Origin of the sequence: Muriicola sp. (assembly GCF_041567615.1) — a bacterium.
Classification (GTDB): Bacteria; Bacteroidota; Bacteroidia; order Flavobacteriales; family Flavobacteriaceae; genus Muriicola.
Genome location: NZ_JBFGBM010000010.1, coordinates 1 through 25736 on the forward strand (window position 1 = coordinate 1; position 25736 = coordinate 25736).

A 25736-nucleotide genomic window follows, 5' to 3' on the forward strand; every position below is an offset into this window, starting at 1 on the left:
GGTCGTCTCAGCAGTAACAACCCCAACTTGCAGAACATTCCCATCAGGACCGAGAGGGGAAGGCAGGTCCGCAAGGCGTTTATTCCCAGGGACAAGGACCATGTATTGCTCGCGGCCGACTATTCCCAGATCGAATTGAGGATCATTGCAGCCCTGAGCGATGAGGACACCATGATCGAAGCCTTTAAGAACGGAGAGGATATCCATGCCTCCACGGCTTCTAAGGTCTTCAACGTACCCCTGGGGGAGGTGTCAAGGGAACAGAGGGCGAATGCCAAAACCGTTAATTTCGGGATCATCTACGGGGTCTCAGCCTTTGGGTTGAGCAACCAGACAGACCTGAGCAGAACGGAGGCCAAGGAACTCATAGACACTTATTACAAGACCTACCCGAAACTGAGGAAATACATGGCAGACCAGGTTGATTTTGCCCGGGAGTACGGATATGTGCAGACTGTGCTGGGAAGGCGTCGGTACCTGAAGGATATCAACGGCAGCAATGCCGTGGTAAGGGGGGCTGCCGAGAGGAACGCCATAAATGCACCTATCCAGGGAAGTGCCGCCGATATCATCAAGATAGCCATGATCGATATCCACCGAAAACTGGAGGAAGGGAATTTCAAGACCAAAATGTTGCTGCAGGTACACGACGAACTGGTCTTTGATGTGCACAAGCCGGAGCTCGAGAAGGTAAGCACTCTGATAAAGAAATCCATGGAGTCTGCCTATGCCCTGAAAGTGCCCCTCGATGTAGAGATCGGTGTGGGATCCAACTGGCTTGAGGCTCACTGAGGCCCCTGGCTAAAGACTTTGAATCAGGGTGGGTTAAATAATACTCACCGGATCTACCTCCTCGAAAACACGAGATTCCCCCCGGCATTGAAGTTTTCCACATCCAAATCCTGGGCTGAGATCACCATCGTATTCCCGCTGATTACAACATCCACCGTTACGGATTGCTGATTCTCGTCCGTAAAAGTGAGCGTACCTTCGGCATAGATATAAGGGGTGGTAAAGGTATCGCGTTGGGAAGGGCAGGGTACTTCCAGTCCGATTCCTGAACCGTTCACACCTATCTCAAGATAGTTGGTGGCATCCTGGGTAACCAGGGTGAGGTCTTCGTTGAACGTCAGGGTAAGGAGATGACAGTCAGAAGCTGAGAGGATATCCAGGATGTCCTGTGCAAATGCTTCTTCCGAGCTTGCCGAGCCGTCATTGATTTCGAGAGCCGTGAGTTCCCAGGTGCCAATAATACCTCCTGATGTGGCATCTGCCATCTTATCGGTAGAACAGGAGATCACCATCATTCCCATAAGGACATAAAGCATCACCTTCTTTTTCATGATCATATGATTTTCGGTTACCTTTTATAACGAAGGAAGGCGTTGAAAAGTATACTTCCTCAGATACGGCAAAGTCCTGTTGCCTTCAAAATACCAAACACCTGCCGGGACAGGGGCGCAAAAATCCATTAAAAAAAATAAAAAAGAGGAAAACAACCATTTGTAATTCAACTTAATAATTGTACATTTGCAGCCCGTTATTCGGGAATAATTGTTTAACAATAAAATATAACGTAGTGGATACATTGAGCTACAAGACTGTTTCGGCCAATAAAGCTACCGTAAAAAAGCAATGGTTGCTGGTAGATGCTGAAGGGCAGACCCTCGGAAGACTGGCCTCAAAAGTGGCTACCATCCTGAGAGGTAAGAATAAACCCAACTTCACCCCTCACGTGGATTGCGGGGACAATGTGATCGTGATCAACGCCGAAAAGGTTCAGTTGACGGGCAACAAATGGGATCAGAAAACCTACATCAGGCATACAGGTTACCCAGGGGGACAGCGTTCCCTTACCGCCAATGAGCTGAAAGCAAAAAATCCCGCGGCCGTTGTGGAAAAAGCTGTAAAGGGAATGCTGCCAAAGAATAAGCTGGGGGCAGACCTTTTCAGGAACCTCAAGGTGTACGCCGGAGCCGAACATCAGCATGAAGCACAAAAACCCACCACTATAAACCTCAACGATCTCAAGTAATGGATGTAGTACATAAAATAGGCAGAAGGAAGACAGCAGTAGCCCGTGTATACCTCTCTAAAGGAAAAGGGTCTATTTCCGTAAACAACAGGGACCTGGCCGAATATTTCCCCACGGCTACCCTTCAGTACAAGGTAAAGCAGCCTTTCTCCCTGACCGGTAACGATGACGCCTTCGACGTTAAGGTAAATGTATACGGTGGAGGAATCACCGGACAGGCAGAGGCTATCAGACTTGCCCTTTCCAGAGCACTTTGTGAGATCGATGAAGAGAACAGGCAAACGCTGAAACCCGAAGGACTCCTTACCAGGGACCCAAGGATGGTGGAGAGAAAGAAATACGGTCAGAAAAAGGCCAGGAAGAAATTCCAGTTCTCCAAGCGATAAGAATTTTATAATCGGGCTGATAAAGCCCAAACCCAGTAATAACTCAAGTTCATTGAAAGTCCCTTGTCATGGGACAATTAAAATTCCGGATGTACTCAGGAATTCCTGCGGGAATCCACTGATCCGGACTCATTTAGTTTAGCATCTAAATGGCAGAGGCTTTCCCAACGGGAATACCACTCTGGCATTGCTAATTCAAAAGAACGTAAACTAAGAAAAATGGCAAAAAAAGTAGAAGTAAAAGACCTCCTCGAGGCAGGTGTACACTTTGGTCACCTTACCAGAAAATGGAATCCCAATATGGCCCCATACATTTATATGGAGCGCAACGGGATCCACGTCATCAACCTTTACAAGACTGCAGCTAAGCTGGAGGATGCCTGTGAGGCCCTCAAAAAGATCGCTTCTTCCGGGAGGAAGGTCCTCTTTGTAGCGACCAAAAAGCAGGCGAAGGACATTGTGGCTGAAAAAGTGGCCAACGTGAACATGCCTTATATTACCGAAAGGTGGCCCGGCGGGATGCTGACCAACTTTGTGACCATCAGGAAGGCAGTCAAGAAAATGGCGTCTATCGACCGTATGAAAAAGGACGGTACCTTCAATACGCTTTCCAAGAAAGAAAGACTGCAGGTAGACCGTTTGCGAGCCAAACTGGAAAAGAACCTGGGTTCTATCTCAGAGATGACCCGTCTGCCAGGTGCCCTCTTTATCGTTGACACCATGCGCGAGCACATCGCCGTAAAAGAGGCTCAAAAGCTGAACATCCCCATCTTCGCCATGGTGGATACCAACTCGGATCCAAGACCTATCGACTTTGTCATCCCCTCCAACGATGATGCATCCAAGTCCATAGAGATCATCATGACGCACGTGACCAACGCTGTGGCAGAAGGATTGGCAGAGCGCAAATCAGAGAAGCAGGCCGATGAAGAAGGAAAAGAAGTAAAAGCTCCCAAAGCCAGGAAAAAAGTCGTAGTAGAAGTGGAAGAGGACGAGGAGGAGACTCCGAAGGCCACAGCCGCTCCAGAAGTAGAGGACATTGCCGAAGAGATCGAGGAAGAAGTTCAGAAAGAAGCTCCCAAGAAAACCAAGAAACCCGTCGCAGATGATCTGACAAAGGTGGAAGGGATCGGCCCTAAGATCTCCGAAGTCTTCAAAAAGGCAGGAATCAGGACCTTTGCTGATCTCGCGGATAAGACAGAGGACGATCTCAAAACCATCCTCTCGGAAGCCGGTTCGCGTTATGCATCCAAGAATCCCGCATCATGGCCAAAACAAGCCAAAATGGCTGCTGAAGGCAAATGGGAAGAATTGAAGGAATGGCAGGACAATGCCAAAGCCGGCGTAGAATAACTTAAATACATTCAATAATAAGGATTGCCTGAGGCATCCATAAATAAAAAACGACATGATGGTAAAAATTACCGCTGCTGACGTAAACACACTGAGAAAGACCACCGGAGCCGGGATGATGGATTGCAAGAATGCGCTGGTTGAGGCCGAAGGTGATTTCGACAAGGCGATAGAGATCCTCCGTAAAAAGGGTCAGAAGGTTGCCGCGAAAAGAGCAGACCGGGAATCTTCCGAAGGAGCTGCTATTGCCAAGGTCAACGAGGACAGGACTGAAGGAGTGATCATCTCCCTGAACTGTGAAACAGATTTCGTAGCCAAGAACGAATCCTTCGTAGCCCTGGCTAATGATTTTGCGGAACTCGCCTTGGGATACAATGACCTGGATTCATTGTTGCAGGCGAACTACAACGGGATCACCGTGCAGGAAAAACTTACCGAACAGACCGGGGTGATCGGAGAAAAGATCGAGATCGGTGGATTCAGGAAACTGTCTGCTCCCTTTGTCGGGTCTTACATCCACGCCGGAAACAAGATCGCCACGCTTGTGGGACTTTCCGCAGCGGTCAACGGAGCTGAAGAAGCTGCTAAAGATGTAGCCATGCAGGCCGCAGCCATGAATCCCGTAGCCCTGGATGCTTCGGGAGTTGATCAGGAGACCATCGACAAGGAGATCGAGATAGCGAAAGATCAGCTGAGGCAGGAAGGAAAACCTGAGGCCATGCTCGACAAGATCGCCCAGGGAAAACTCCAGCGATTCTTTAAAGACAATACCCTGGTGAATCAGGATTTTATCAAGGACAGTAAAGTGAGCGTAGCCAATTACGTAAAGTCTGTGGATAAGGATCTCGAAGTAACCGGATTTGAAAGGGTTGCCCTGGGATAATGATCCAGGAAATAGAATAAAGACCGCCCTCCAATAAGGGCGGTTTTTTTATGGGTGCAGCCAGGACATCCTGAGGGAAAGTGCTTCCTGCCCAACGCCTTCAATTTCCGTGATCCTGCGTTCGGTGTAGGTAGGTATTCCGGCCTTGCCGTTCAGTTCGAGCGTGTTCCCATCACGAAGTACGGTCATCCGTATATCCTTATCGGCATCCCAGGTAAAGCTCTCCCCTATGATAGCCCTCATACTGTCTATGGTGATGGGAGTATTGTTGATCTTTAGGATCACGTCCCCTCCCAAGGCCCCAAGATCCCTGAAAAATGAGTTCAGTTCCATCCCTTTTTGGACGAAAATCGTATCCAGGTCTGACGGATCTGCATCTATATAAGGAATTTGACCCATAAAGAAATAGGAAGCCTGGGCCTCCGAGGTCTCTATCTTAAGACCCGTTTTTTTCAGGTAGTCATCGTAAGGAATGGGCTCACGGCCCTGAACGTGCTTGCTGAAGAATTCACCGACCTCGGGATAGGTCATGGCCGTGATCTCCCCGATCAACTCGGCGTCTTCAAAGGGCGTATTTTCATTGTATTTGGCAGCGAGTTCCCCCATAAGCCAAAGTACTCCCTTCTCCCCTTTGCTTTTCTCCCGAAGCAGGATGTCCAGGCACATATTGATCAGGGCGCCCTTTTCATAGACGTTTAAATAGTTCTCTTTGTATGGAGAACTCAGGACATTCTTACTCATCTCCGTGAAGGACATCGTATCGTCATAGGCCTTGGAATTGGAGATCTTTTTGGCCATCCTGTCAAAGAATTCCGACTCCGTGATCAGGCCTTGCTGCACCTGGAACAGATTGGCAAAATATTCGGTCGTTCCCTCGTACATCCATAGATGCATGGACATTTTCGGTTTGTTGAAATCAAAATACTGTATCTCCTTGGAATGGACGGACAGAGGGGTGAGGGTATGGAAAAATTCATGGGAGACCACATCCACCATGGCTTCTTCCATGGCAGGCCTTGGCAACATCTCAGGCAGCACCACTACTGTTGAAGTGTGGTGCTCCAGTGCGCCATAGCCGGTGGCATCGGGGTTATTAAACTCGGATAGATACAGGAGTATGGTATAGGTCTGCGTACCGCTGAGTGTTCCCAGGAATTCCTTTTGCGCCTTCATCATGGCTTCCATCTTTGGCTGCAGATCCTTCGCCGAATACGTGGCATTAGGGGAATAGACACTCAGGGTTACCTCGATATCCGCCAGGCTAAAGGTCACCGAGTTGGGTTTGGCATACATGATGGGGTTGTCTATCACTTCAAAATACCTTCTGGCCAGAAAACGGTCATTGCCCTTTGTTTCCCGATCGACCGCCATCCGTGGTAATGAGGTAGCCGGTTCCAGGGATGCAGGGGAAGTGATCCCCAATTCATAGGGTACTTCCTCATACCCTTGAAAATAGCCTACAAAGCCGTGTAAATTGAGAAGGAAGTTCTGCCCGTCCAGGATATTTGTGCCTGCAGGTGAAAATACAGGATCCTCATACTCCGTTTCCGTATCAAAGGTATCGTTGACGAAATACTCCAGCAGGTCGAGGTTGCCGGCATTCGGGATACGCCAGGTATTGCGGTCCTCTTGTACTACTTCGAGGGGATTCCCCCGGTAGTCCAGGGCCACCAACTCCTGAACGAACTGGCCAAAATCGTTCTCGCTGTAGGTGCCGGGCACTATCTTGGGGAGAAAGAAATAGACCTCATCTTGAGTGAACGGACCGGGATCTACCCGCACTTTTACCTTATCATCTTCCACCTGTAAAAGGTCAATGCTAACCCGGACCGGGTCTTTGGAAGTGGTGGCAACAGTGCTGACCGACTTGCATCCCAGGAGGAGGGCCAGGGAGAGGAACGGAATGATCTTTTTGTACATCCGGAATGTTTTTACGGCGGAATACCTAACCTATTCTCTATTGAATCGTGGAAAGATTCCACAAAATTACTTCGGGTTTAAGGGGTAAGATAGAGAATTGTCCTCAATAATTTTGATTATTTTTGTCTGCAAATCAAATACGCAAGATGGCCTATAAACGAATCCTCCTTAAACTCAGCGGTGAGGCCCTAATGGGTGAAAAGCAATACGGGATAGACCCGGGAAGACTGGCAGCCTATGCCGATGAGATCAAGGCGGTCGTTGACAAAGGGATCGAAGTGGCCATAGTGATCGGAGGAGGCAACATCTTCCGCGGTCTCTCCGGGGCCAGCAGCGGAATGGACCGGGTGCAGGGAGATCATATGGGGATGCTTGCCACCGTTATCAACGGACTTGCCCTGCAGAGCGCCCTGGAGGACAAAGGGGTACAAACCCGGTTGCAGTCGGCTATTAAGATCAACGAGGTAGCGGAGCCTTTTATAAGGAGGAGAGCCATGAGACACCTCGAAAAAGGTCGGGTGGTCATCTTCGGTGGTGGTACAGGGAATCCCTATTTCACAACGGATTCCGCAGCTGTATTGAGAGCCATTGAGATCGAGGCAGATGTGATCCTCAAAGGTACACGCGTAGACGGGATATACACGAGCGATCCGGAAAAGGACAAGAACGCCACCAAATTCGACACCATCTCCTTTAACGAGGTCCTCCGAAAAGGACTGAAGGTCATGGATACTACAGCCTTTACGCTGAGCCAGGAAAATGAACTGCCCATTGTCGTTTTTGATATGAACAAGAAATGCAACCTGCTCAAGATCGTTTCCGGACAGAATATCGGAACGGTCGTAAACCTTTAGTTTTTCAAAAATTTGTGTTACTTTGTTTTAAATTCAATCCATGAACGAAGAGGTTACTTTTGTCATTGATTCCGCCAAGGAAAGTATGGATGCGGCCATTGCGCATCTCGAGAAAGAACTGGTCAAGATCAGGGCTGGAAAGGCGAGTCCGGCTATGCTTTCTTCCGTTATGGTCGAGTACTACGGTTCCATGACGCCGCTCTCTCAGGTCTCCAACATCAACACCCCGGACGCCAGGACTATCTCGGTACAGCCCTGGGAGAAAAGCATGTTGCAGGTCATTGAGACAGCGATCATGAATGCCAACCTGGGATTCAACCCCATGAATAACGGCGATTTCGTCATTATCAATGTCCCACCCCTCACAGAAGAGCGAAGGTTACAGCTGGTAAAACAGGCTAAGGCAGAGGCCGAGGATGCCAAAGTAGGCGTACGCAGTGCAAGGCAGGAAGCGAACAAAGAGATCAAAAACCTGGACATTTCAGAGGACCTGGAAAGTAATGCCGAAATCGACATTCAGGAACTTACGGACACCTACGTCAAAAGGATAGACAAGATCCTGGAAGTGAAGGAGGCGGAGATCATGAAGGTCTGATCTGAGAAACCCTTTCTTCAGACATTCCCTGCTTCCCCCAGAAGATACCAGGCCAGTACAGCGACTATCAGGGCAAGGGTACACACTACGATCAGCACCCGGTAGACCCTGCGTTCGAATTTCCAAAATTTCTTGTGCTCAGACACCCTTTTCCTTTTTAGCCCCCGACAGGAATCTCATAAAGATAATGGATTCACAAGGCATAGACTAGGAACACTGCACTGCATTTTCTACCTTTGACCCGCTTTAGATAAGCCCCCTGCTCCCATACCCTAAAGGAGTATTTGGAATGGGGTATTTTAAAGAATCTCATGGTAGCTAAGCTCTCACAAAACTTTTGGACAAGGACCGCCAGGATCATTCTGAGGAACCGTATCCTGATTCTGATCATCATTGCTGCCATTACGGTGTTCTTTGGTTTCCAGTGGCAAAATATGCGCTTTTCCAATACAGAAGCCAACCTTTTGCCGGATGATCACCCCACAAATCTGGAGTACGAGGAATTCCTCGACCGATTCGGGGAGGAGGGGAATGCCGTCGTGATCGGCGTCCGGGATTCGACCCTGTTTACCCTTGAAATATTCAACAGCTGGAATATCCTGAACAAACAACTCGCCGCCTTTCCGGAGGTGGAATTCGTGGTCTCAACGGATAACCTGCAGGAACTGGTAAAGGACAATGAGCTGCAGGAATTTGTTCTCAAGCCCTTTATGGATTCCCCTCCCGAGACCCAGGAGGCACTGGATAGCCTTAAAACCCACCTGTTCAACGACCTGCCTTTTTATGATCAGCTCCTGTTCAACAAGGAGAGTGAGACGGTCAGGACCATCGTGTATATGGATAAGGATATCGTCAACACTTCGGTGAGGAAAGACTTCATCCTCAATGACTTCAGGACCCTAATCCACAATTTCGAATTGGAATCCGGGCTGGATGTCCGCGTCTCGGGAATGCCGTACATCAGAACCATGAATTCCCAGAACATCATCGATGAGATCGGGATGTTCATCACAGCAGCCCTGGTTGTCACCTCCCTGATCTTCTTTTTCTTTTTCAGGAGTTTCCGCGCCACTTTCATATCCATGTGTGTGGTGATCATCGGGGTGATGTGGGCCTTTGGTATCCTGGGGTTACTCAGGTATGAGATTACCGTCCTCACCGCCCTGATCCCTCCCCTGATCATCGTGATCGGGATCCCCAACTGTATATTCCTGATCAACAAATACCAGCAGGAAGTCAAGAAACACGGCAACCAGGCCCTGTCCCTCCAAAGGGTGATCTCCAAGATCGGAAACGCCACCCTGATGACCAACATGACCACGGCTTCCGGTTTTGCCACCTTTATCATCACAGACAGTAAATTGCTCACGGAGTTCGGGATCGTGGCTTCCATCAACATCATCTTTATCTTCATCCTCTCCCTCCTGATCATCCCTATCATATACAGCTTTATGGCCCTGCCTAAAACGAAGCACCTGAAACACCTGAACAAAAGGTGGATAGATGCTTTTGTCAACTGGATGGAGCGCATCGTACGGGAAAAGCGGATCAGTGTGTATGCAACCTCCGTGATCCTACTGGTCGTCAGCATCATCGGAATCTACCAGATCCGGATCTCGGGAAGCCCTATTGAGGACATGCCCAAGAACGCCCAGTTCTTCAAGGATATCCGTTTTTTCGAGGAGGAGTTTGACGGGATCATGCCCGTGGAGATCGTCGTAGACACCGAGAGGAAGAACGGCGTGCTGAGGTCGGCCAACCTCCGCCGTATGGAGGAATTGAGCCAGGTGATCCGGGAATTTCCGGAATTGTCCAGACCCACCTCGGTAGTCGACCTGGTCAAGTATTCCAAGCAGGCCTTTTACAACGGCATCCCTCGTTATTACCAGCTACCCACCTCCCAGGAAAACACCTTTATCATGGACGTCGCAAGGAAGTCGAAGGGAGAGAGTGACCTGCTTAAAAATTTCGTGGACAGCACCGGGCAGGTGGCCCGTATCACGACCTTCATCAGGGATGTGAAGACCGAGAGGATGGAGGAGATCGAGATGAGGTTGAAAGAGAACCTGCAGAAAACATTTCCCGAAGACCGGTACACTACTTCCATGACGGGTAAGGCGCTGCTCTTTTTAAAAGGCACCAAGTATCTGGTGAAAAACCTGATCCTGTCCCTGACCCTGGCCATCGGCCTTATCGCCCTCTTTATGGCGTACCTGTTCCGTTCTTTCAGGATGATCATCATCTCCTTGATCCCTAACCTTCTTCCCCTGGTCGTCACAGCCGGGGTCATGGGATTTGTGGGAGTCCCGATCAAACCCTCTACGATTCTGGTCTTCAGCATTGCCTTCGGTATATCGGTAGATGACACCATCCACTTCCTGGCGAAATACAGGCAGGAACTCACTGCCAACCGCTGGCGGATCCAAAAGTCGGTCTATGCAGCCCTGAGGGAAACCGGGGTGAGTATGTTCTATACCTCCATCGTCTTGTTCTTCGGATTCTCTGTCTTTGTCCTGTCCAGTTTTGGAGGGACTGTCGCCCTGGGGGCACTGGTCTCGGCAACCCTGCTTTTTGCCATGCTGGCCAACCTTATCCTCCTGCCTTCCCTCCTCTTGTCACTCGAGAGAAGCATTGCGAACAAGGCCGTCCTGAAAGAACCTCAGATAGACATCCTTCCCCTGGATGAATTGCCGGAAGCAGACAGCCCGGAAAACTGAGGACTGGGAGTCGATTTATGAGTTTTCCTTCCCTTAAAGTTCTCTCCAATGGACTATCTTTGCGGGGTTAATCAGAATAAAGAAATACATGGTCAGGACACAGATCAAGACACTGTTGCAGGAATCCCCCAGGAGTCAGGAAGTAAAGGTGAACGGATGGGTTAAAACCTTCAGGAGCAATCGGTTCATCGCCCTCAATGACGGGTCGACCCTGCAGAATATTCAGTGTGTGGTCGACTTTGAGAAATTTGACGATGCCCTCTTGAAGCAGATCGCCACCGGGGCGGCCATTGGGGTCAGGGGGAACCTGGTTGAGAGTCAGGGAAGAGGACAGGCTGTGGAGATACAGGTCACCGAACTCACTGTTCATGGTTCGGCAGATCCAGAGACCTACCCTATCCAACCCAAGAAACACTCCATGGAGTTCCTCAGGGAACAAGCGCATCTCAGGGTGCGTACCAATACGTTTGCCGCAGTGATGCGGGTCCGCTCAGCCCTGGCTTTCGCTATACACGATTACTTTCAAAAAAACGGGTTCTATTATATGCACGCCCCCATCATCACGGGTTCCGATGCAGAGGGAGCCGGGGAGATGTTCCGGGTAACCACCCTGGACCCCAAGAACCCGCCACTCACAGAGGATGGAAAGGTAAACTACCGGGAGGATTTCTTTGGAAAAGAGACCAATCTCACGGTATCCGGACAATTAGAAGCCGAAGCCTATGCCATGGGCCTGGGGAAGGTATACACTTTTGGGCCCACCTTCAGGGCTGAAAATTCGAATACCTCCAGGCACCTTGCTGAATTCTGGATGATAGAACCGGAGATGGCTTTCTACGACCTGCATGACAATATGGACCTGGCGGAGGACTTTATCAAGGAGGTGTTGCGCTACGTGGTAAAACACTGTAAGGAAGACCTCGAATTCCTGGAAAAAAGGCTCCTCGACGAGGAGAAGACTAAGCCTCAGGCCGAGCGGAGTGAACTCAGCCTGATGAAGAAATTAAAGTTCGTGATTGACAACCAGTTCGTCAGGGTAGCCTACACAGAGGCCATCGATATCCTGAGGAATAGCAAACCCAACAAGAAAAAGAAGTTCCAGTACCCGATCGAAGAATGGGGTGCGGACCTGCAGAGCGAACACGAGCGGTACCTGGTGGAAAAACACTTCAACTGCCCGGTGATCCTGTACGATTATCCTGCAAAGATCAAGGCCTTCTACATGCGCCTCAACGAGGACGGCAAGACGGTCAGGGCCATGGACATCCTTTTCCCGGGCATAGGAGAGATCGTCGGAGGATCCCAGAGGGAAGAAAGGCTGGATGTACTGCAGCAGAAGATCAAAGATCTCGGGATAGACGAGAAGGAACTCTGGTGGTATCTCGACCTGCGAAAATACGGTACAGCCGTCCACAGCGGTTTTGGCCTCGGATTCGAAAGGCTGGTGCAATTTGCCACCGGAATGGGCAACATTCGGGACGTTATTCCGTTTCCCAGAACACCGCAGAATGCGGAGTTCTAACGGTAAATTCGTTATTTTTATATAACGAGAATGTAATGCCCCATGCTGAAGCAACACTTACAATTTAAACTTTCTCAAAAGCTTTCTCCTCAGCAGATCCAGCTGATGAAACTCATTCAATTGCCTACCCAGGCTTTTGAACAGCGGTTGAAACAGGAACTGGAAGAAAATCCCGCCCTGGAATCAGGCAAGGAGGAAACGAATTCCTTTGAGGACGAGTTTGAAGAGGCCTACGAAGGGGACAACGACAATGAGACCATCAATACGGAGGACATCAATATTGATGACTATCTCAGCGATGACGAGATCCCCGATTACAGGACACGCACCAGTAATTACAGCGCTGATGATGAAGAAAAGACCATACCCTATGCCGCCGGTATTTCCTTTAACCAGTACCTCATCAACCAGCTGAATACCTTTTACCTAAACGATGAGGAATGGGCCATAGCGGAGTTCCTGGTAGGAAGTGTGGATGAGAGCGGATATATCAGGCGACCTGTCAGCGACATCATGGACGACCTCGCCTTTACCCAGAACATCTATACAGACCAGAAGACCATTGAGAAAGTACTGGAGATCGTGCAGGAACTCGATCCCCCGGGAGTGGCAGCCCGGTCCCTGGATGAATGCCTGCTCATCCAGCTCAGAAGGAAAGACCCTAGTCCGGCTATAGAACTGGCCATCCTCATCCTGGAGAAATCCTTTGACCATTTCACCAAAAAGCACTACAAAAAGCTCCTTCAAAAACACAACATTACGGAAGAGGAACTGAAGGAGGCCATCACGGAGATCGAAAAGCTCAACCCCAAACCCGGGGGCTCCTACTCGGGCAGCAACAGGATCATAGAACATATTGTACCCGACTTCTCCATCCGGATCCTCGATGGGGAACTGGAGCTGAGCCTCAACAGCCGCAATGCTCCCGAACTTCACGTATCCAAGGAATACAGCAATATGCTGGCGGGATATAAGAGTGCCAAAGAGCGTTCGAAGTCTCAGAAGGACGCCGTGCTCTTTATCAAGCAAAAACTCGATGCTGCCAAGTGGTTTATCGATGCTATCAGGCAGCGACAACAGACCCTCTACATCACCATGAACGCCATCATGGAATACCAGAAGGAATATTTCCTGACAGGGGACGAACGGAAACTCAGGCCTATGATCCTGAAGGACATTGCCGATGCTATTGATATGGATGTATCCACAGTCTCAAGAGTGGCTAATAGCAAGTACGTAGACACCCCTTACGGGACCAAGCTGATCAAGGAGTATTTTTCGGAAGCCATGAAGAATGAACAGGGTGAAGATGTATCCACCAGGGAGATCAAGAAGATCCTCGAGACTGTTGTGAAGGATGAACCCAAAAGGAAACCTCTTACCGATGACAAACTAGCCACCATTCTGAAGGAAAAGGGTTATCCCATAGCCAGGCGGACCGTGGCCAAGTACAGAGAACAACTGGGAATACCCGTGGCCCGATTAAGAAAAGAGATCTGATGCGATTTCTCTCACAGCTGGTATCCTATATCTTTCACCCCATCTTCGTGCCTTTGGCGGGTACGGTGTCATATTTTCTGATCACTCCCAAATACACCACCCTGGAGATGAGGAGCGGAAACATCCTGCCGGTCTTTATTTTGACCATCATCATCCCCATCCTGAGTTTCTTTATTCTGAAAAACCTCGGGATCGTGGGATCTGTATTCCTTAATAAACCGGAGGAACGCAAGTATCCGCTGATGATCAGCCTTATCCTGCTGTTCCTGATCCTGCTGAAGGTCATCCCAGACAATTACAATATAGAATTGTACTTTTTCTTTTTGGGCCTGATCGCTGCCAGCAGCACCTGCCTTTTATTGCTATACCTCCCTTTTAAGACCAGTCTGCATATGATGGGGATGGGCAGTATCCTCATGTTCCTCATCGCCCTGAGTTACCATTTTGAACGCAACATCGTACTGGCCATCAGCTTTATGTTCTTTGCCTCGGGCCTTGTCGCGTCCTCCAGGTTATACCTCAAGGCGCATTCCCGTTCGGAATTGCTCATTGGATTTCTGGTGGGCCTGGTCTCCCAACTGCTCACCCTGAAATTCTGGCTCTAAGAGACAGCGACAATTAGAGGATGTAAAATATAAGGCCGATCCGGAGGGGTTTAAAGGTGAGGTCCTGCCCCGTATCAAGCGTAAGCCCATCCTTGAAGAGGTTGTTCAGGGCATAGTAGACATGAATGTTGAAGGTGTTGTACCCGAAATTGGCCATGACCCCATATCTGAACTTCTGAATATCCGTCACATAAAAGGAATCCTTAAAATCGACGGCCACGGTCTTAGCTCTTCCCCCCAGTACGTAGCCCAGCTTGGCACCGAAATACAAACGCCAGAATCGATATTCAGAAGGGGTGGAATTCCGAAATCTAATTTCGAAGGGCACTTCAACCAGATGGGTCTCTACCTTATTGCGTTTTACCCCGAGATCGCTACTCAACAGTTGATAACGGAAACCTTCTGGCAATTCTACAACCTGCAGGTTGGAATAATAGGAATTTACGGCATAACCCAGGCCCAGGCCCAGGCCAATATTTCGTTCCTCGTTCAGGGGGAGGTCTTTGATAAAACCGAGTTGCAGGCCATAGGAAAGATTTTGCTGGTTCACCGTCTCGGGTTTGTTCACTATGAAATTATAGGTAAGGCCTACGTAGAACTGATCCTCCAGATAGTTCAGATCTGGCGGCTTCAGTGAATCCTGGGCTGAAGAGAAGGATAGAAAAAAGATTGACAAGAAGATTACTAATAGGAACCTCATGATCCTAAAGGTAGGATTTTTGGGTTAATGGAAATAAAAAAACGCCCCTGAAATCGGAGCGTTTTTTAGCATGTTATTTAAAGGATTTACTGGATATTCCTGAAAGCGTCCCCTTCATAGGTGGTATAGTTCACCTTGAGAGCATTCACCTTACGCAATTCCTGTTTGATATCTGAGATCAGTCCCATATTGGCGTTCTTATCCACTTTCAGAGCCGTGGTAAGTACATTCTGCAATTCCTGTGGCTTCTTAGCCCGTTCTTCAAGGATGAAATCCCCTACATCAGAAACGTTAGCGAATTTGTCATTTAGCTGTATCTTGGGTTCGGTCCCGAACACCTTCTGGTAATCCCTCGTCGGTTTCCCTACATAGATGTACAAGACCCTGTCCTTCTTTTCCAGCTTTTTCACCTCACTCGCATTGGGCAAGGTATTTTCCACCATAAGGGAACTGTCTTTCATGGTGGTAACCGTCATGAAAAAGAACAGGAGCATAAAGACAATATCCGGCAGGGATGCTGTGGATACAGCTGGTAGATCTCCATCTTTTTTCTTTGTGAATTTAGCCATAATCGATTGTTCCTAAAGGTTAATTTGATGTTGAGGTTTCCGCTTCGGAGAGCTTCTGTGGAAACAGGTTCTGTATCCTTTGCACCTTGTCTTTCAAGTCATCGCGGATACTGGAAGGCGTTTCAGGGTTGAGGTATTCTGCCTCCATATCTGTAAAATCCCTTCCGTAAAGCCTCTGGGCTTCCCGGTTCCTCAATTCGTTATAGGCACCCACCAATTCATTCTGTACGGTGATATAAGTACCGTACTTGGTCTCCCGGTCGTTCTTCAGGGAAATGATCGCCTTGGTCGGGTTGTCCGAAGAAGACTCATCTTTCCGGCCCTTGCAATAGTTGCAGGTACCGTCTCCCCCGTTATCGAGGAAGGCAATCGCTTTCTTGCGAAGATCTTTCAGGTTGGTCAACTCCTCTTCTACCAGTAGTTGGCCACTTTTATTGATGTTCACCGTAAAGATGTTCTTCTGCTTGATCACCACATTCTCATCTGGCGGTTCCATAGGGGGCAGCATTCTGTCCAGTCCCGCATCTGTTTCAATGGTTGTGGTAACCAGGAAAAAGATGAGCAGCAGGAAGGCAATGTCTGCCATGGATCCGGCATTTACTTCGGGTGGTCCTCCTCTTCTAGCCATAACGCAATCTTAATTATTTACTTGTCATCTTTTTTATACCTCCCCAGAGCATAGAACCTACCGCCACGATCACCAGCACAAAGAAAAGGTTCAGACCTGTGCCGATCTTCTTAACGGTATCTTCTGTAGTGGGGATTCCCCTCCTTGCCATCTCATCTAGGTTCACATCGGAACCTGTGGATATCGCCCAGGAAAAGCCCAGGAGAACCAGAAATACTCCGATGGTGATGAGGGTTTTCTTCAGTTTTTGAGGATGAGCGATCAAGTTGATCAGGGTAAAGAGCAAGCTCGCTACCACGGCTACAGCCAACAGGATGTAGGTAATGGTGAACATCCCCGTCAGAGCGCCACTCTGGACTGCCTCTGAGGCCGGCATATCCTGCCCCGGAAGCTGATACCACAGTATCGCCGAGATCAGACCCAGAACGGCCAGTACTATTTTAACTATCTTATTCATATTCTTTCGGTTTTAGGCGCTTATTATTTCTTGTGATCTACCAGCATGTCGATCAGGGTGATCGAGGAATCTTCCATATCGTTCACTATACCATCGATCTTGGCGATGATGTAGTTGTAGAAAATCTGGAGGATGATCGCAGTAATAAGACCAAATACCGTTGTTAAGAGAGCCACCTGAATATCGCCTGCAATCAGGGAAGCACTCAGGTTACCTACCGCACTAATTTTCTGGAAGGCCTGAATCATACCGATTACCGTTCCCATGAATCCAAGCATGGGGGCAATAGCGATAAAGAGAGACAACCAGGAGACGTTCTTCTCCAACTGTCCCATCTGCACCCCACCGTAAGCCACTACCGCTTTTTCCGCAGACTCTACTCCTTCTCCGGCCCTGTCCAGACCCTGGTAGTAAATAGAGGCAACCGGACCGCGAGTGTTTCGGCATACTTCTTTGGCAGCTTCAACCCCACCGGAGGCCAAGGCGTCTTCAACCTGCTGCTTGAGTTTATCAGTGTTGGTGCTGGCCATATTCAGATAAATAATCCTTTCAATAGCTACAGCGAGACCCAGGATCAAACAGAGAAGTACGATTCCCATAAAGCCCGCACCCCCTTGGATGAACTGCTCTTTCAAAACTTGCTGGAATCCTTTTTCTTCCACCATCTCTTCAGCTGGCGTTTCCTGAATCGTCATTGCCGCGGAAGCAACAGTCGCAGAGAGATTATGAACCATTGCATTCGCTTTTGCGCTTACCGTATTTGTGCTTAGGACAAATAGCCCAGCCATAGCCAGGATCGAGAATAATCTTTTCATTTTGTTTAACTTGAATTTAGTTAGTTAATAGGTTTTAAAGATATAAAAAATAAACAATTAATAATTAAAAGATTTGCACTTCAGGACTTCAAATCCTTACTATTTTGCCAACTTGACAAATATAAGTGGAAAATTTAGAAATCCTAATTTTTGTCGTCAGGGAGAAGCTCCTCCAAATTGGCTTTAGTTGAAAGGAAGGGATTTACTCCTTCCGCTCTTGCTCACCACATCAGCAAAGCTATACTGAGAATTCATCAATGGATATTTTCGCTGAGCACACATCCATTTGCCCCTTCCACTAAAGGATTCACTAGTCTGAACTCGCGCTTCCCATGAAGCTATGCTGAAAATACATTTACATGACTTTCTGCGATACAGAAATCCATTTGCTCAACTAAAATTTTACTGAAGCAAGCTTCGATAAAATTTTGGTTTCGCAACTGTATTCGCAGAGAGGAAGGGATTCGAACCCTCGATACACTTTTGGTGTATACACACTTTCCAGGCGTGCGCCTTCGACCACTCGGCCACCTCTCTATTTTCCGTTTGAAACGGGCGCTCAAGAAACAAAAAAAATCGGGATCTTTAAAATTTTCACCCTTAAAATTTAGGTCATTTCTCCCCTCAGGGAGGTCTCGAATATGGTCCCGAACGAGTTCCCGGAAACGTTACTTCCCAGCAGGTACATCAGCTTGGTAATGGCGGCCTCCGTAGTAATATCCCGACCGTTGATCACAGACATTCGCTCCAGCTCTCTGCTGGTCTCATACTGCCCCATGATCACACTGCCTCCTGAACACTGGGTCACGTTGACGATATACAACCCTCTGTCTATGGCCTTTTTCAGGTCGTCCAGCAACCAGTCTTCGGTCGGCGCATTTCCGGCCCCGTACGTCTCGAGGACCAGGGCACGGAGATGGGAAATATTCAGCACTCCTCTGAGCAGATCTCGGTTGAAGCCCGGGAATAGTTTGAGGATGGCCACCCGGTCATCGAGCTCCTTGTGTACCTTCAGGGGTTTCTTAATGCGGTTTCGCCAGAGGTTCTCCCTATGCACTTTCAGGTGTACCCCGGATTCTGCCAGGATGGGGTAGTTCAGGGAGGCAAAAGCCTCAAAATGTTCCGCGTTGATCTTGGTGGTGCGGTTGGCCCGGTAGAGCTTGTTCTCAAAATAGAGCCCCACTTCCCTTACCACCGGCAAGCCTTCTTCCTTCAGGGCAGCGATCTGTATGGAGGTGATCAGGTTCTCCTTGGCATCCGTACGCAAATCCCCAATGGGCAATTGGGAGCCCGTAAAAATAACCGGCTTTTCCAGGTTCTCCAGCATATAACTCAGGGCCGATGAGGTATAACTCATCGTATCGCTCCCGTGCAACACTACAAATCCGTCGTAATCCGAGTAATGCTTCTCAACCAGTCCGGCTATGGTAACCCAGTGGCGGGGATTCATGTTGGAGGAGTCGATGGGCGATCTGAATGAAACGCTGTCAATCGCGCAATCGAGCTGCCCCAGCTCAGGAATGCCCTCAACCACTTTGGCAAAGTCGAATGCCTTCAGGGCCCCGGTGTGATAGTCCTTGACCATCCCGATGGTTCCTCCGGTGTAGATCAGAAGGATCTTGCTGTGTTCTCTTTTGGCAGCCATACAGAAAAAGGAGTTTACAGTTTTGTGTCAGCTTTAGTAGTTCTCAAATCCCAAAGACCTGTTTAGAATTCTCTGTGGTGATACGAGCTACTTCCCCCTGAGGCAGACCGTAAATATCTGAAAGTTTGCTCAAAACCTGCATGAGATAGGCAGGTTGATTGCGCTTCCCTCTAAAGGGGGCCGGCGCCAGGTAGGGAGCATCCGTCTCCAGCACGATATGCTCCAGGCCGATCTTATCGAGGAAAGTGTCTATCTTCCCGTTCTTAAAGGTCACTACCCCACCGATCCCGAGTTTCATATTGAATCCTATAGCCCTGAGTGCCTGCTCATACGTCCCCGTGAAGCAATGGAAGATGCCGTAGAGATCATCTCCCTTTTCCTCTTCCAGTACTTCGAAGATCTCATCAAAGGATTCCCTGCAGTGGATCACGATGGGCAAGCCCAGTTCTTTGGCCATGGCGATCTGTTCCTTAAAAGCCACCCTTTGCTGGGGAAAGAACGTCTTGTCCCAATAGAGGTCTATCCCGGTCTCCCCTATAGCCCAGAATTTCCTTTGGGACAGGAGATGGCGGACATGGTCCAGTTCTTCCCGGAAGTTCTCTTTCACGTGGGTGGGATGCAGTCCGGCCATCAGAAAAACCTTCCCGGGGAAGTCTCTTTCCAGTTGAAACATGGACTCCGTGTAGGCAGAATCGATGGCCGGGATAAAGAATCGTTCTATCCCCTGGGCCATCGCCTGTTCAACCACTTGGGTCCTGTCCTCGTCGAAAGCCTCGGAGTAGAGGTGAATGTGTGTGTCCGTGATCTGCATGTGACAAAAATAGGATTATCTTTAGCACAAAACACGGGAATGGGAAGCATAAAATCGTTTTTGAAAAAGAGGAAATACAAACCGGTGCCTCTGACCCTGACAGCCACACATCATCTCGAACTGACTGCGGCGATCAACGGAATAAGCGGGAGATTCATTTTGGATACAGGGGCTTCCAATACCTGTGTAGGGGTAGATAAAATGGAGGTTTTCAAACTCAACTCTGAAGCATCCGAGGTAAAGGCAGCGGGGGCGGGCGCCACGGATATGGAAACCCAGCTTTCTACCGAGAATACGCTGCAGATAGGCCACTGGAAAAAGAAAAAGATCAAGATCATCCTGTTCGACCTCAGTCATATCAATGAGGCCCTGACCTCCCATGAGGCCCTTCCCGTAGATGGTATCATCGGTGCCGATGTCCTGGAAAAGGGCAAGGCCGTTATCGACTACAAGTCGGGTACCCTGTACCTCAAAAAGAAAAAGCGCTCCTGAGGAGCGCTTTTCGTTTAATTTTCCACCGGATCATAATTCCAGTGCTTTTTTCACATCACCGTCCATCAGGAGTTCTTCCGGGCTCTCGAGGGCTTCTTTCACCGCCACGAGGAACCCTACCGATTCCCGACCGTCTATGATCCTGTGATCGTAGGACAGGGCGACATACATCACAGGAGCGATAGTGATCTCTCCGTTCTTCACCACCGGTCTTTCCACAATATTGTGCATGCCGAGGATCCCGCTTTGGGGAGGGTTGATGATAGGGGTCGACAACATGGAACCAAAGACACCTCCATTGGAAATGGTAAACGTACCCCCGGTCATCTCATCGACGGTAATCTGTCCGTCACGAGCACGGATAGCGAGGCGTTTGACCTCAGCCTCGATCCCCCTGAAAGTGATGTTCTCTGCATTCCGGATCACCGGCACCATCAATCCTTTTGGACCGGAGACGGCTATGCTGATATCGCAGAAATCGTAGGTGATCATCTCCTTCCCATCTATCATGGAATTCACTGCGGGGAACTCCTGCAGGGCACGGATGACAGCTTTGGTAAAAAAGGACATAAAGCCCAGGCTTACTCCGTGTCTTTCCTTGAATTCTTCCTTGTATTTGCTCCTCAGTTCGAAGATGGCCGACATGTCGACCTCGTTGAAGGTGGTGAGCATGGCCGTTTCATTCTTGGCAGAGACCAGGCGCTCAGCAACCTTCCTCCTGAGCATGGAAAGCTTGGTACGGGTCTCTCCCCTCTTGCCTCCGGTGGGCGTTCCCATGGAAGGAACGGCACTGACCGCATCCTCCTTGGTGATCCTTCCGTCCTTACCCGATCCCTTTACTGAGGAGGCCGGAATTCCCTTTTCATCGAGTATCTTTTTCGCTGCAGGAGAAGGAGTGCCGCTGGCGTAGGTCTTCTTCGCCTCTTCAGGCTGTGACTTCTCGGCAGGTTTAGGCTTCTCTTCCTCTGCGGGTTTTTCGGCCTTGGTTGGTTTGGCTTCCCCTCCTTTTCCTTCGGGTTTGGGAGCATCTGTATCAATCAGGCAAACCACCTCTCCCACGGCCACAGCGTCACCTTCCTCTGCCTTCAGGGTAATGACCCCGCTTTCCTCAGCGGGCAGTTCAAGGGTAGCCTTGTCCGAATCCACCTCTGCGATAGCCTGATCCTTTTCCACATAATCCCCGTCCTTGACCAGCCATTCGGCGATCTCAACCTCCGTTATGGATTCTCCCGGAGAGGGAACTTTCATTTCTAATATCATGGTTTTGCTTTTGTATTGAATGCGTTATTCCAAATTTCTGATAAAATCTTCTTTTACCGGAAGATAATCCGTATTTATTTCACCGTTGACATAGATTTGGTCAAAATACAGCTTTGCGCCTGTCGCCTCTTCTTCTTCTAAGGTATTCTGAAGACTCAGGTGCAAATGGGGCTCAGTGGTATTCCCGGAGTTCCCGCATAGCGCAAGGAGTTCTCCCTGTTGTACGTCCTGTCCCTCTTCCACAACAATGGAGTCGAGCATCAGGTGGGCCAGCACGATGTACTCTTCCCTATCGGTTTGCAAAATAATGTGATTACCTGCGTGTTGTACCGGATTGACCTCTCCAGGAACATTATCGGGTATTCCGTTGACCACTCTTACGACCCTGGCTGCACAAGGGGCGATGATCTCCTTCCCAAAGATGAAATAGCTTTCATTGTTTTCCGGATCCCCGGCATGGGAACTTCCCCCTGACACCATAAGCAGGTCATAGGCGTACTGCTGGGAGATCTCACTGAGGTGGTAGTTCTGCTGCAGGGTAGTCCCTCCCCAATATACGAATACCTCCTCCTGTAAGGGGATGATCATTTTGGTAGTATTTCTCTCCAGGACCGGGATGCCTATGGGTCTTGCCGGGGCGATATAGAACCCGACGATCCTGTTGTTCTGCCCGCTGATGGTCAACATCAAATTGGTCAGTGCCTTGTCAAAAAGGGTGCGGTACACATGCGCGCCCCTTTGAAACCCTATGAATTCCCATTCTTTGATATTCCCCATGATCCTGTTGACATTGTCGGTGAAGAACTTGCGGTTCTCTTCCTGAGTAATCGCCTTCTGCATGTTCTCATCGTACAGGCGGTAGATACCCTGATAATCCTGAGCATTGTACAGGCTGGCGATCTGTGAGATCATGTTGGAATACTGGGGCAGCTCGGTTTGAGAAAAAGCAAATCCCGAGACTAACATCAAAAGAAAGAGCATCCTCATAGGCATGAATCAGTTTTTCTTCGCGGGTCGGGTCATATTATCCTTGGTCTTGTCGAAGACGTAATCGATCACCTGCTGGTGCCTCAGCTTGGATCTCACTGAACTACCGGCCGCCGGGGCAGCATAGATTCGCCTGGAGGCGACCCTGAAGGTACGGGCTTCTTCGAAATGCATCAACAAGTGGGACCATGCCCCCATATTTCTGGGCTCTTCCTGTGCCCAGACTACTTCCTCAGCCTTCTTGTATTTCGCTATGATCTCCCTCATCTGTTCCGCAGGCAGGGGAAATAGCTGTTCGAGCCTGACGAGTGCCACATCCTCCCTGCCGAGTTCTTCTCTGGCCGCCAAAAGGTCATAATAGAATTTCCCGGTACAGAATACAAGGGACTTCACCTTAGCTGCCTTCACCGATTGATCATCGATAACCTCCATGAACCTCCCGTCGGTCATTTCGCTTACCGATGAAACGGCCTTGGGATGTCTCAACAAACTCTTGGGCGTAAATACGATCAGGGGTTTCCTGAAATTGCTTTTCATCTGGCGCCTGAGCAAATGGAACATATTGGCAGGGGTAGTCACGTCTGCCACATACATATTGTCTCGTGCACAGAGCTGGAGGTAGCGCTCCATCCTGGCAGAGGAGTGCTCTGCCCCCTGCCCTTCATATCCATGGGGCAGGAACATGACCAGTCCGTTCTGCAACTTCCATTTGTCCTCTGCTGCAGAGATATACTGGTCTATCATGATCTGGGCCCCGTTGCTGAAGTCCCCGAACTGGGCCTCCCAGATCGTCAGGGTATTCGGGCTTGCCATGGCATAGCCGTAATCAAACCCCAGCACCCCGTATTCTGATAGCAAGGAGTTGTAGATCTGAAATTCGCCCTGATCCTCGGCAATATGATTCAGAAGCATCACCTCCTCTTCACTCTCTTCTACCTTCATGACCGCGTGGCGGTGTGAGAAGGTGCCCCGTTCTACGTCCTGCCCACTCATCCTGACCCCGAAACCTTCCTCTAGCAAAGAACCGTAGGCGAGTAATTCACCCATCGCCCAGTCGAGTTTGTCAGCTTCAAAGTACATGCTCTTTCGGTCACCGACCAGTTTCTCAACCTTTCTCAGGAATTTTTTCCCATCGGGCAGGGTGGTAATGGTCCTGGCTATGGTGTCCAGTTTCTTCCGGTCGTAGGTCGTATCCACAGGTTCCATCATTTCCCATTCCCGCACATTCTGGAACCCGCTCCACTCATCCGCCATAAAAGGGGTGATCTCAGTTTTTTCCTCTTTTCTTGAATCTTCGAGTTCTTCTTCCAGGCTGGATTTGTACTCTTCTTCGAGCTGACGCACGTAATCCCGGTCTATGACTCCTTCAGCCATCAATTTCTCGGCATAGATATCTCTCGGGTTCGGGTGTTTGGCAATAGCCTTATAGAGCTTAGGTTGGGTAAACCTGGGCTCATCCCCTTCATTATGCCCGTACTTCCGGTATCCGAGCAGGTCGAGGAACACATCCCGCTGAAATCGCATTCGGTATTCCAAAGCGAAAAGGGAAGCGTGTACTACGCTTTCCACATCGTCTGCATTGACGTGGAGGACCGGACTCAGGGTAACTTTCCCAACATCCGTGCAATAGGTAGAGGAACGGCCGTCGAGATAATTCGTCGTAAAGCCGATCTGGTTGTTGACCACAATATGAATGGTCCCGTTGGTTCGATACCCGTCGAGGTCTGCCATCTGCACGACCTCATAGGCGATCCCCTGTCCGGCTATAGCGGCATCCCCATGGACCACAATGGGTAGCACCTTGGAAAAGTCGTCCGGAAAATGTGCATCCTGTTTGGCCCGGGTGATCCCTTCCACCACGGCTCCCACTGTTTCCAGGTGGGAGGGGTTAGGGGCGATGTTCATATTGATCTTGTTGCCGTTCTCTGTAGTGCGTTCTGAGGTCCATCCGAGGTGGTATTTCACATCCCCGTCAAAGATCTCCTGTTCGTAATCCTTTCCGTCAAATTCGCTGAAGATATCCTTGGCAGCTTTGCCGAAAATATTGGTGAGGACATTGAGCCTGCCCCTGTGGGCCATCCCCATGACAAACTGCTTCACCCCCATCTTCGCCGCCCTTTCGACGATGGTGTCCACCGCCGGGATCAGGGATTCATTCCCTTCAAGGGAGAATCGTTTCTGGCCTACGTATTTTGTGTGCAGGAAGCCTTCAAAGGAGACCGCCTGGTTGAGCTTTTTAAGGATGTGTTTTTTCTGCTCCTTATTAAAATCAGGGTGGTTGTTATTTCGGTTGAGCCAGGCTTGTATCCACTCTACCCGTTCGGGGCTGCGGATGTACATATACTCTACCCCAATGGAGTCGCAGTAGATCTGTTGGAGGTGAGTGATGATATTTCTCAGTGTATTTGAGCCTATCCCTATGATCTCGCCGGCATTGAAGACCGTATCGAGGTCGGCTTCCGTAAGGCCAAAATTCTCAATATCCAGGGTGGGAGAATACTTCCTCCTTTCCCTTACCGGGTTCGTCTTGGTGAAAAGGTGACCCCTGCTTCGGTATCCGTCGATAAGGCGGACGACCTGGAATTCCTTTTGCAAAGTCTCCGGGATCTCCACGGGGTGTCCATTAGACAGGGTGGCTGTGCCCGACTGTGTATCGATCCCTACTTCATCCAGTGCGCTTTCCATCCCGAAATCAAATCCCTGGAAAAAGGCCCTCCAGCTGGGTTCTACACTATCAGGATGCGTGAGATACTTGCCGTACATCTCTGCAAAAAAGGAAGTATGGGCAGCGTTTAAAAAGGAATATTTGTCCATATAATCAGGTGGTCTTAACCGTTTGAAAAATTTATCAAAAATACAATATTTAATACTATTTGCAGGGATGTGCCGTTCTAATATTTGCTAAGTCGGATCCATGGCCCACTGTCGGAAAACAAGAAGATCTTTTTTTATAATCACCTTCATCCTGGCAGCAGTTCCCCTATACCTCAACGCCCAGGGAA

General features: G+C 49.3%; 25 protein-coding genes and 1 tRNA gene. 12 read left to right on the top strand and 14 right to left on the bottom strand.

The genetic code is table 11. The features are described from left to right. The coding region (locus ABYP73_RS01390) for a DNA polymerase (protein WP_372973241.1) at positions 1 to 792 on the top strand (792 nt) is incomplete at its 5' end. 53 nt (positions 793 to 845) lie between these two features. Here the strand turns inward: ABYP73_RS01390 and ABYP73_RS01395 are convergent. Beyond that, complete coding sequence (locus ABYP73_RS01395) at positions 846 to 1343, bottom strand: lipocalin family protein (RefSeq protein ID WP_372973242.1); 498 nt, start codon at positions 1341 to 1343, stop codon at positions 846 to 848. 236 nt (positions 1344 to 1579) lie between these two features. Between ABYP73_RS01395 and rplM the strand changes: the two genes are divergently transcribed. The 4 genes from rplM (at position 1580) to tsf (ending at position 4657) form a co-directional block, all read left to right on the top strand. Continuing rightward, positions 1580 to 2035: a 50S ribosomal protein L13 gene (gene rplM, locus ABYP73_RS01400; protein WP_372973243.1), complete on the top strand. Its 456-nt coding sequence runs from the start codon at positions 1580 to 1582 to the stop codon at positions 2033 to 2035. Next, complete coding sequence (rpsI, locus tag ABYP73_RS01405; protein WP_372945645.1) at positions 2035 to 2421, top strand: 30S ribosomal protein S9; 387 nt, start codon at positions 2035 to 2037, stop codon at positions 2419 to 2421. The genes rplM and rpsI overlap by 1 nt, the downstream gene beginning before the upstream one ends. Positions 2422 to 2640: 219 nt before the next feature. Continuing rightward, positions 2641 to 3774: a 30S ribosomal protein S2 gene (gene rpsB / locus ABYP73_RS01410; protein ID WP_372945646.1), complete on the top strand. Its 1134-nt coding sequence runs from the start codon at positions 2641 to 2643 to the stop codon at positions 3772 to 3774. A gap of 58 nt (positions 3775 to 3832) precedes the next feature. After that, complete coding sequence (gene tsf, locus ABYP73_RS01415; RefSeq protein WP_372945649.1) at positions 3833 to 4657, top strand: translation elongation factor Ts; 825 nt, start codon at positions 3833 to 3835, stop codon at positions 4655 to 4657. A gap of 48 nt (positions 4658 to 4705) precedes the next feature. On the opposite strand, the gene ABYP73_RS01420 is transcribed toward tsf, so the two are convergent. Beyond that, entirely contained in the window at positions 4706 to 6577 is a 1872-nt protein-coding gene (locus ABYP73_RS01420) for a peptidase M61 (RefSeq protein WP_372973244.1), read from the bottom strand. 146 nt (positions 6578 to 6723) lie between these two features. Between ABYP73_RS01420 and pyrH the strand changes: the two genes are divergently transcribed. Together pyrH and frr are read left to right on the top strand one after the other, a co-directional pair. After that, complete coding sequence (pyrH, locus tag ABYP73_RS01425; RefSeq protein WP_372973245.1) at positions 6724 to 7431, top strand: UMP kinase; 708 nt, start codon at positions 6724 to 6726, stop codon at positions 7429 to 7431. A 40-nt stretch (positions 7432 to 7471) separates the two neighbouring features. Next, positions 7472 to 8026 carry a ribosome recycling factor gene (gene frr, locus ABYP73_RS01430; RefSeq protein WP_372973246.1) on the top strand — a complete coding sequence of 185 codons (555 nt, stop codon included), beginning with the start codon at positions 7472 to 7474 and terminating at the stop codon, positions 8024 to 8026. A gap of 17 nt (positions 8027 to 8043) precedes the next feature. Here frr and ABYP73_RS01435 read toward each other — a convergent pair whose 3' ends face one another. After that, on the bottom strand, positions 8044 to 8172 hold the full coding sequence (locus tag ABYP73_RS01435; RefSeq protein WP_372945570.1) for a hypothetical protein: 129 nt from the start codon (positions 8170 to 8172) through the stop codon (positions 8044 to 8046). Positions 8173 to 8337: 165 nt separating this feature from the next. Here ABYP73_RS01435 and ABYP73_RS01440 point away from each other — a divergent pair, with 165 nt between their 5' ends. The 4 genes from ABYP73_RS01440 (at position 8338) to ABYP73_RS01455 (ending at position 14370) form a co-directional block, all read left to right on the top strand. Beyond that, on the top strand, positions 8338 to 10743 hold the full coding sequence (locus tag ABYP73_RS01440) for an RND family transporter (RefSeq protein WP_372945571.1): 2406 nt from the start codon (positions 8338 to 8340) through the stop codon (positions 10741 to 10743). An 88-nt stretch (positions 10744 to 10831) separates the two neighbouring features. Beyond that, complete coding sequence (asnS, locus tag ABYP73_RS01445; RefSeq protein WP_372973247.1) at positions 10832 to 12265, top strand: asparagine--tRNA ligase; 1434 nt, start codon at positions 10832 to 10834, stop codon at positions 12263 to 12265. A gap of 42 nt (positions 12266 to 12307) precedes the next feature. Then, a complete protein-coding gene (gene rpoN / locus ABYP73_RS01450; protein WP_372945573.1) occupies positions 12308 to 13765 on the top strand; it encodes an RNA polymerase factor sigma-54 in 1458 nt (485 codons plus the stop codon). Further along, positions 13765 to 14370 (top strand): hypothetical protein, encoded by a 606-nt coding sequence (locus ABYP73_RS01455; RefSeq protein ID WP_372973248.1) that lies wholly within the window; start codon positions 13765 to 13767, stop codon positions 14368 to 14370. The genes rpoN and ABYP73_RS01455 overlap by 1 nt, the downstream gene beginning before the upstream one ends. Before the next feature lie 13 nt (positions 14371 to 14383). On the opposite strand, the gene ABYP73_RS01460 is transcribed toward ABYP73_RS01455, so the two are convergent. The 8 genes from ABYP73_RS01460 to ABYP73_RS01495 all read right to left on the bottom strand — a co-directional run bounded on the left by ABYP73_RS01460 (position 14384) and on the right by ABYP73_RS01495 (position 19995). Continuing rightward, positions 14384 to 15046: a porin family protein gene (locus ABYP73_RS01460; protein ID WP_372973249.1), complete on the bottom strand. Its 663-nt coding sequence runs from the start codon at positions 15044 to 15046 to the stop codon at positions 14384 to 14386. 110 nt (positions 15047 to 15156) lie between these two features. Beyond that, on the bottom strand, positions 15157 to 15639 hold the full coding sequence (locus ABYP73_RS01465; RefSeq protein WP_372945082.1) for an ExbD/TolR family protein: 483 nt from the start codon (positions 15637 to 15639) through the stop codon (positions 15157 to 15159). A gap of 19 nt (positions 15640 to 15658) precedes the next feature. Further along, positions 15659 to 16267 (bottom strand): ExbD/TolR family protein, encoded by a 609-nt coding sequence (locus ABYP73_RS01470; RefSeq protein WP_372945081.1) that lies wholly within the window; start codon positions 16265 to 16267, stop codon positions 15659 to 15661. Positions 16268 to 16280: 13 nt separating this feature from the next. After that, positions 16281 to 16724, bottom strand: a complete 444-nt coding sequence (locus ABYP73_RS01475) for a hypothetical protein (RefSeq protein ID WP_372945080.1) — start codon at positions 16722 to 16724, stop codon at positions 16281 to 16283. A gap of 23 nt (positions 16725 to 16747) precedes the next feature. Beyond that, positions 16748 to 17539, bottom strand: coding sequence for a MotA/TolQ/ExbB proton channel family protein (locus ABYP73_RS01480; RefSeq protein WP_372945079.1), 792 nt, complete (start codon positions 17537 to 17539; stop codon positions 16748 to 16750). A gap of 449 nt (positions 17540 to 17988) precedes the next feature. Beyond that, positions 17989 to 18076 (bottom strand) — tRNA-Ser (locus ABYP73_RS01485). 70 nt (positions 18077 to 18146) lie between these two features. Beyond that, positions 18147 to 19184: an asparaginase gene (locus ABYP73_RS01490; RefSeq protein ID WP_372945078.1), complete on the bottom strand. Its 1038-nt coding sequence runs from the start codon at positions 19182 to 19184 to the stop codon at positions 18147 to 18149. A gap of 43 nt (positions 19185 to 19227) precedes the next feature. Continuing rightward, a complete protein-coding gene (locus ABYP73_RS01495; protein ID WP_372945077.1) occupies positions 19228 to 19995 on the bottom strand; it encodes a TatD family hydrolase in 768 nt (255 codons plus the stop codon). A 39-nt stretch (positions 19996 to 20034) separates the two neighbouring features. Between ABYP73_RS01495 and ABYP73_RS01500 the strand changes: the two genes are divergently transcribed. Continuing rightward, positions 20035 to 20487: an aspartyl protease family protein gene (locus ABYP73_RS01500; protein WP_372945076.1), complete on the top strand. Its 453-nt coding sequence runs from the start codon at positions 20035 to 20037 to the stop codon at positions 20485 to 20487. A gap of 30 nt (positions 20488 to 20517) precedes the next feature. On the opposite strand, the gene odhB is transcribed toward ABYP73_RS01500, so the two are convergent. From odhB to ABYP73_RS01515, 3 genes are read right to left on the bottom strand one after another with little or no spacing between them, the layout of a single operon-like run. Next, positions 20518 to 21747, bottom strand: coding sequence for a 2-oxoglutarate dehydrogenase complex dihydrolipoyllysine-residue succinyltransferase (odhB, locus tag ABYP73_RS01505; protein WP_372973250.1), 1230 nt, complete (start codon positions 21745 to 21747; stop codon positions 20518 to 20520). Between the two features lie 24 nt (positions 21748 to 21771). Continuing rightward, a complete protein-coding gene (locus ABYP73_RS01510) occupies positions 21772 to 22734 on the bottom strand; it encodes a peptidoglycan DD-metalloendopeptidase family protein (protein ID WP_372945074.1) in 963 nt (320 codons plus the stop codon). A gap of 9 nt (positions 22735 to 22743) precedes the next feature. Further along, complete coding sequence (locus tag ABYP73_RS01515) at positions 22744 to 25548, bottom strand: 2-oxoglutarate dehydrogenase E1 component (RefSeq protein WP_372973251.1); 2805 nt, start codon at positions 25546 to 25548, stop codon at positions 22744 to 22746. Positions 25549 to 25736 lie beyond the last annotated feature (188 nt).

Bases quoted from the DNA above. Each gene is read 5' to 3' on its own strand.
- ABYP73_RS01395 (WP_372973242.1), bottom strand. From the start codon at position 1,343: ATGAAAAAGAAGGTGATGCTTTATGTCCTTATGGGAATGATGGTGATC.
- rpsI (WP_372945645.1), top strand. From the start codon at position 2,035: ATGGATGTAGTACATAAAATAGGCAGAAGGAAGACAGCAGTAGCCCGT.
- rpsB (WP_372945646.1), top strand. From the start codon at position 2,641: ATGGCAAAAAAAGTAGAAGTAAAAGACCTCCTCGAGGCAGGTGTACAC.
- tsf (WP_372945649.1), top strand. From the start codon at position 3,833: ATGGTAAAAATTACCGCTGCTGACGTAAACACACTGAGAAAGACCACC.
- ABYP73_RS01420 (WP_372973244.1), bottom strand. From the start codon at position 6,577: ATGTACAAAAAGATCATTCCGTTCCTCTCCCTGGCCCTCCTCCTGGGA.
- pyrH (WP_372973245.1), top strand. From the start codon at position 6,724: ATGGCCTATAAACGAATCCTCCTTAAACTCAGCGGTGAGGCCCTAATG.
- frr (WP_372973246.1), top strand. From the start codon at position 7,472: ATGAACGAAGAGGTTACTTTTGTCATTGATTCCGCCAAGGAAAGTATG.
- ABYP73_RS01440 (WP_372945571.1), top strand. From the start codon at position 8,338: ATGGTAGCTAAGCTCTCACAAAACTTTTGGACAAGGACCGCCAGGATC.
- asnS (WP_372973247.1), top strand. From the start codon at position 10,832: ATGGTCAGGACACAGATCAAGACACTGTTGCAGGAATCCCCCAGGAGT.
- rpoN (WP_372945573.1), top strand. From the start codon at position 12,308: ATGCTGAAGCAACACTTACAATTTAAACTTTCTCAAAAGCTTTCTCCT.
- ABYP73_RS01455 (WP_372973248.1), top strand. From the start codon at position 13,765: ATGCGATTTCTCTCACAGCTGGTATCCTATATCTTTCACCCCATCTTC.
- ABYP73_RS01465 (WP_372945082.1), bottom strand. From the start codon at position 15,639: ATGGCTAAATTCACAAAGAAAAAAGATGGAGATCTACCAGCTGTATCC.
- ABYP73_RS01470 (WP_372945081.1), bottom strand. From the start codon at position 16,267: ATGGCTAGAAGAGGAGGACCACCCGAAGTAAATGCCGGATCCATGGCA.
- ABYP73_RS01475 (WP_372945080.1), bottom strand. From the start codon at position 16,724: ATGAATAAGATAGTTAAAATAGTACTGGCCGTTCTGGGTCTGATCTCG.
- ABYP73_RS01480 (WP_372945079.1), bottom strand. From the start codon at position 17,539: ATGAAAAGATTATTCTCGATCCTGGCTATGGCTGGGCTATTTGTCCTA.
- ABYP73_RS01490 (WP_372945078.1), bottom strand. From the start codon at position 19,184: ATGGCTGCCAAAAGAGAACACAGCAAGATCCTTCTGATCTACACCGGA.
- ABYP73_RS01495 (WP_372945077.1), bottom strand. From the start codon at position 19,995: ATGCAGATCACGGACACACACATTCACCTCTACTCCGAGGCTTTCGAC.
- ABYP73_RS01500 (WP_372945076.1), top strand. From the start codon at position 20,035: ATGGGAAGCATAAAATCGTTTTTGAAAAAGAGGAAATACAAACCGGTG.
- odhB (WP_372973250.1), bottom strand. From the start codon at position 21,747: ATGATATTAGAAATGAAAGTTCCCTCTCCGGGAGAATCCATAACGGAG.
- ABYP73_RS01510 (WP_372945074.1), bottom strand. From the start codon at position 22,734: ATGAGGATGCTCTTTCTTTTGATGTTAGTCTCGGGATTTGCTTTTTCT.
- ABYP73_RS01515 (WP_372973251.1), bottom strand. From the start codon at position 25,548: ATGGACAAATATTCCTTTTTAAACGCTGCCCATACTTCCTTTTTTGCA.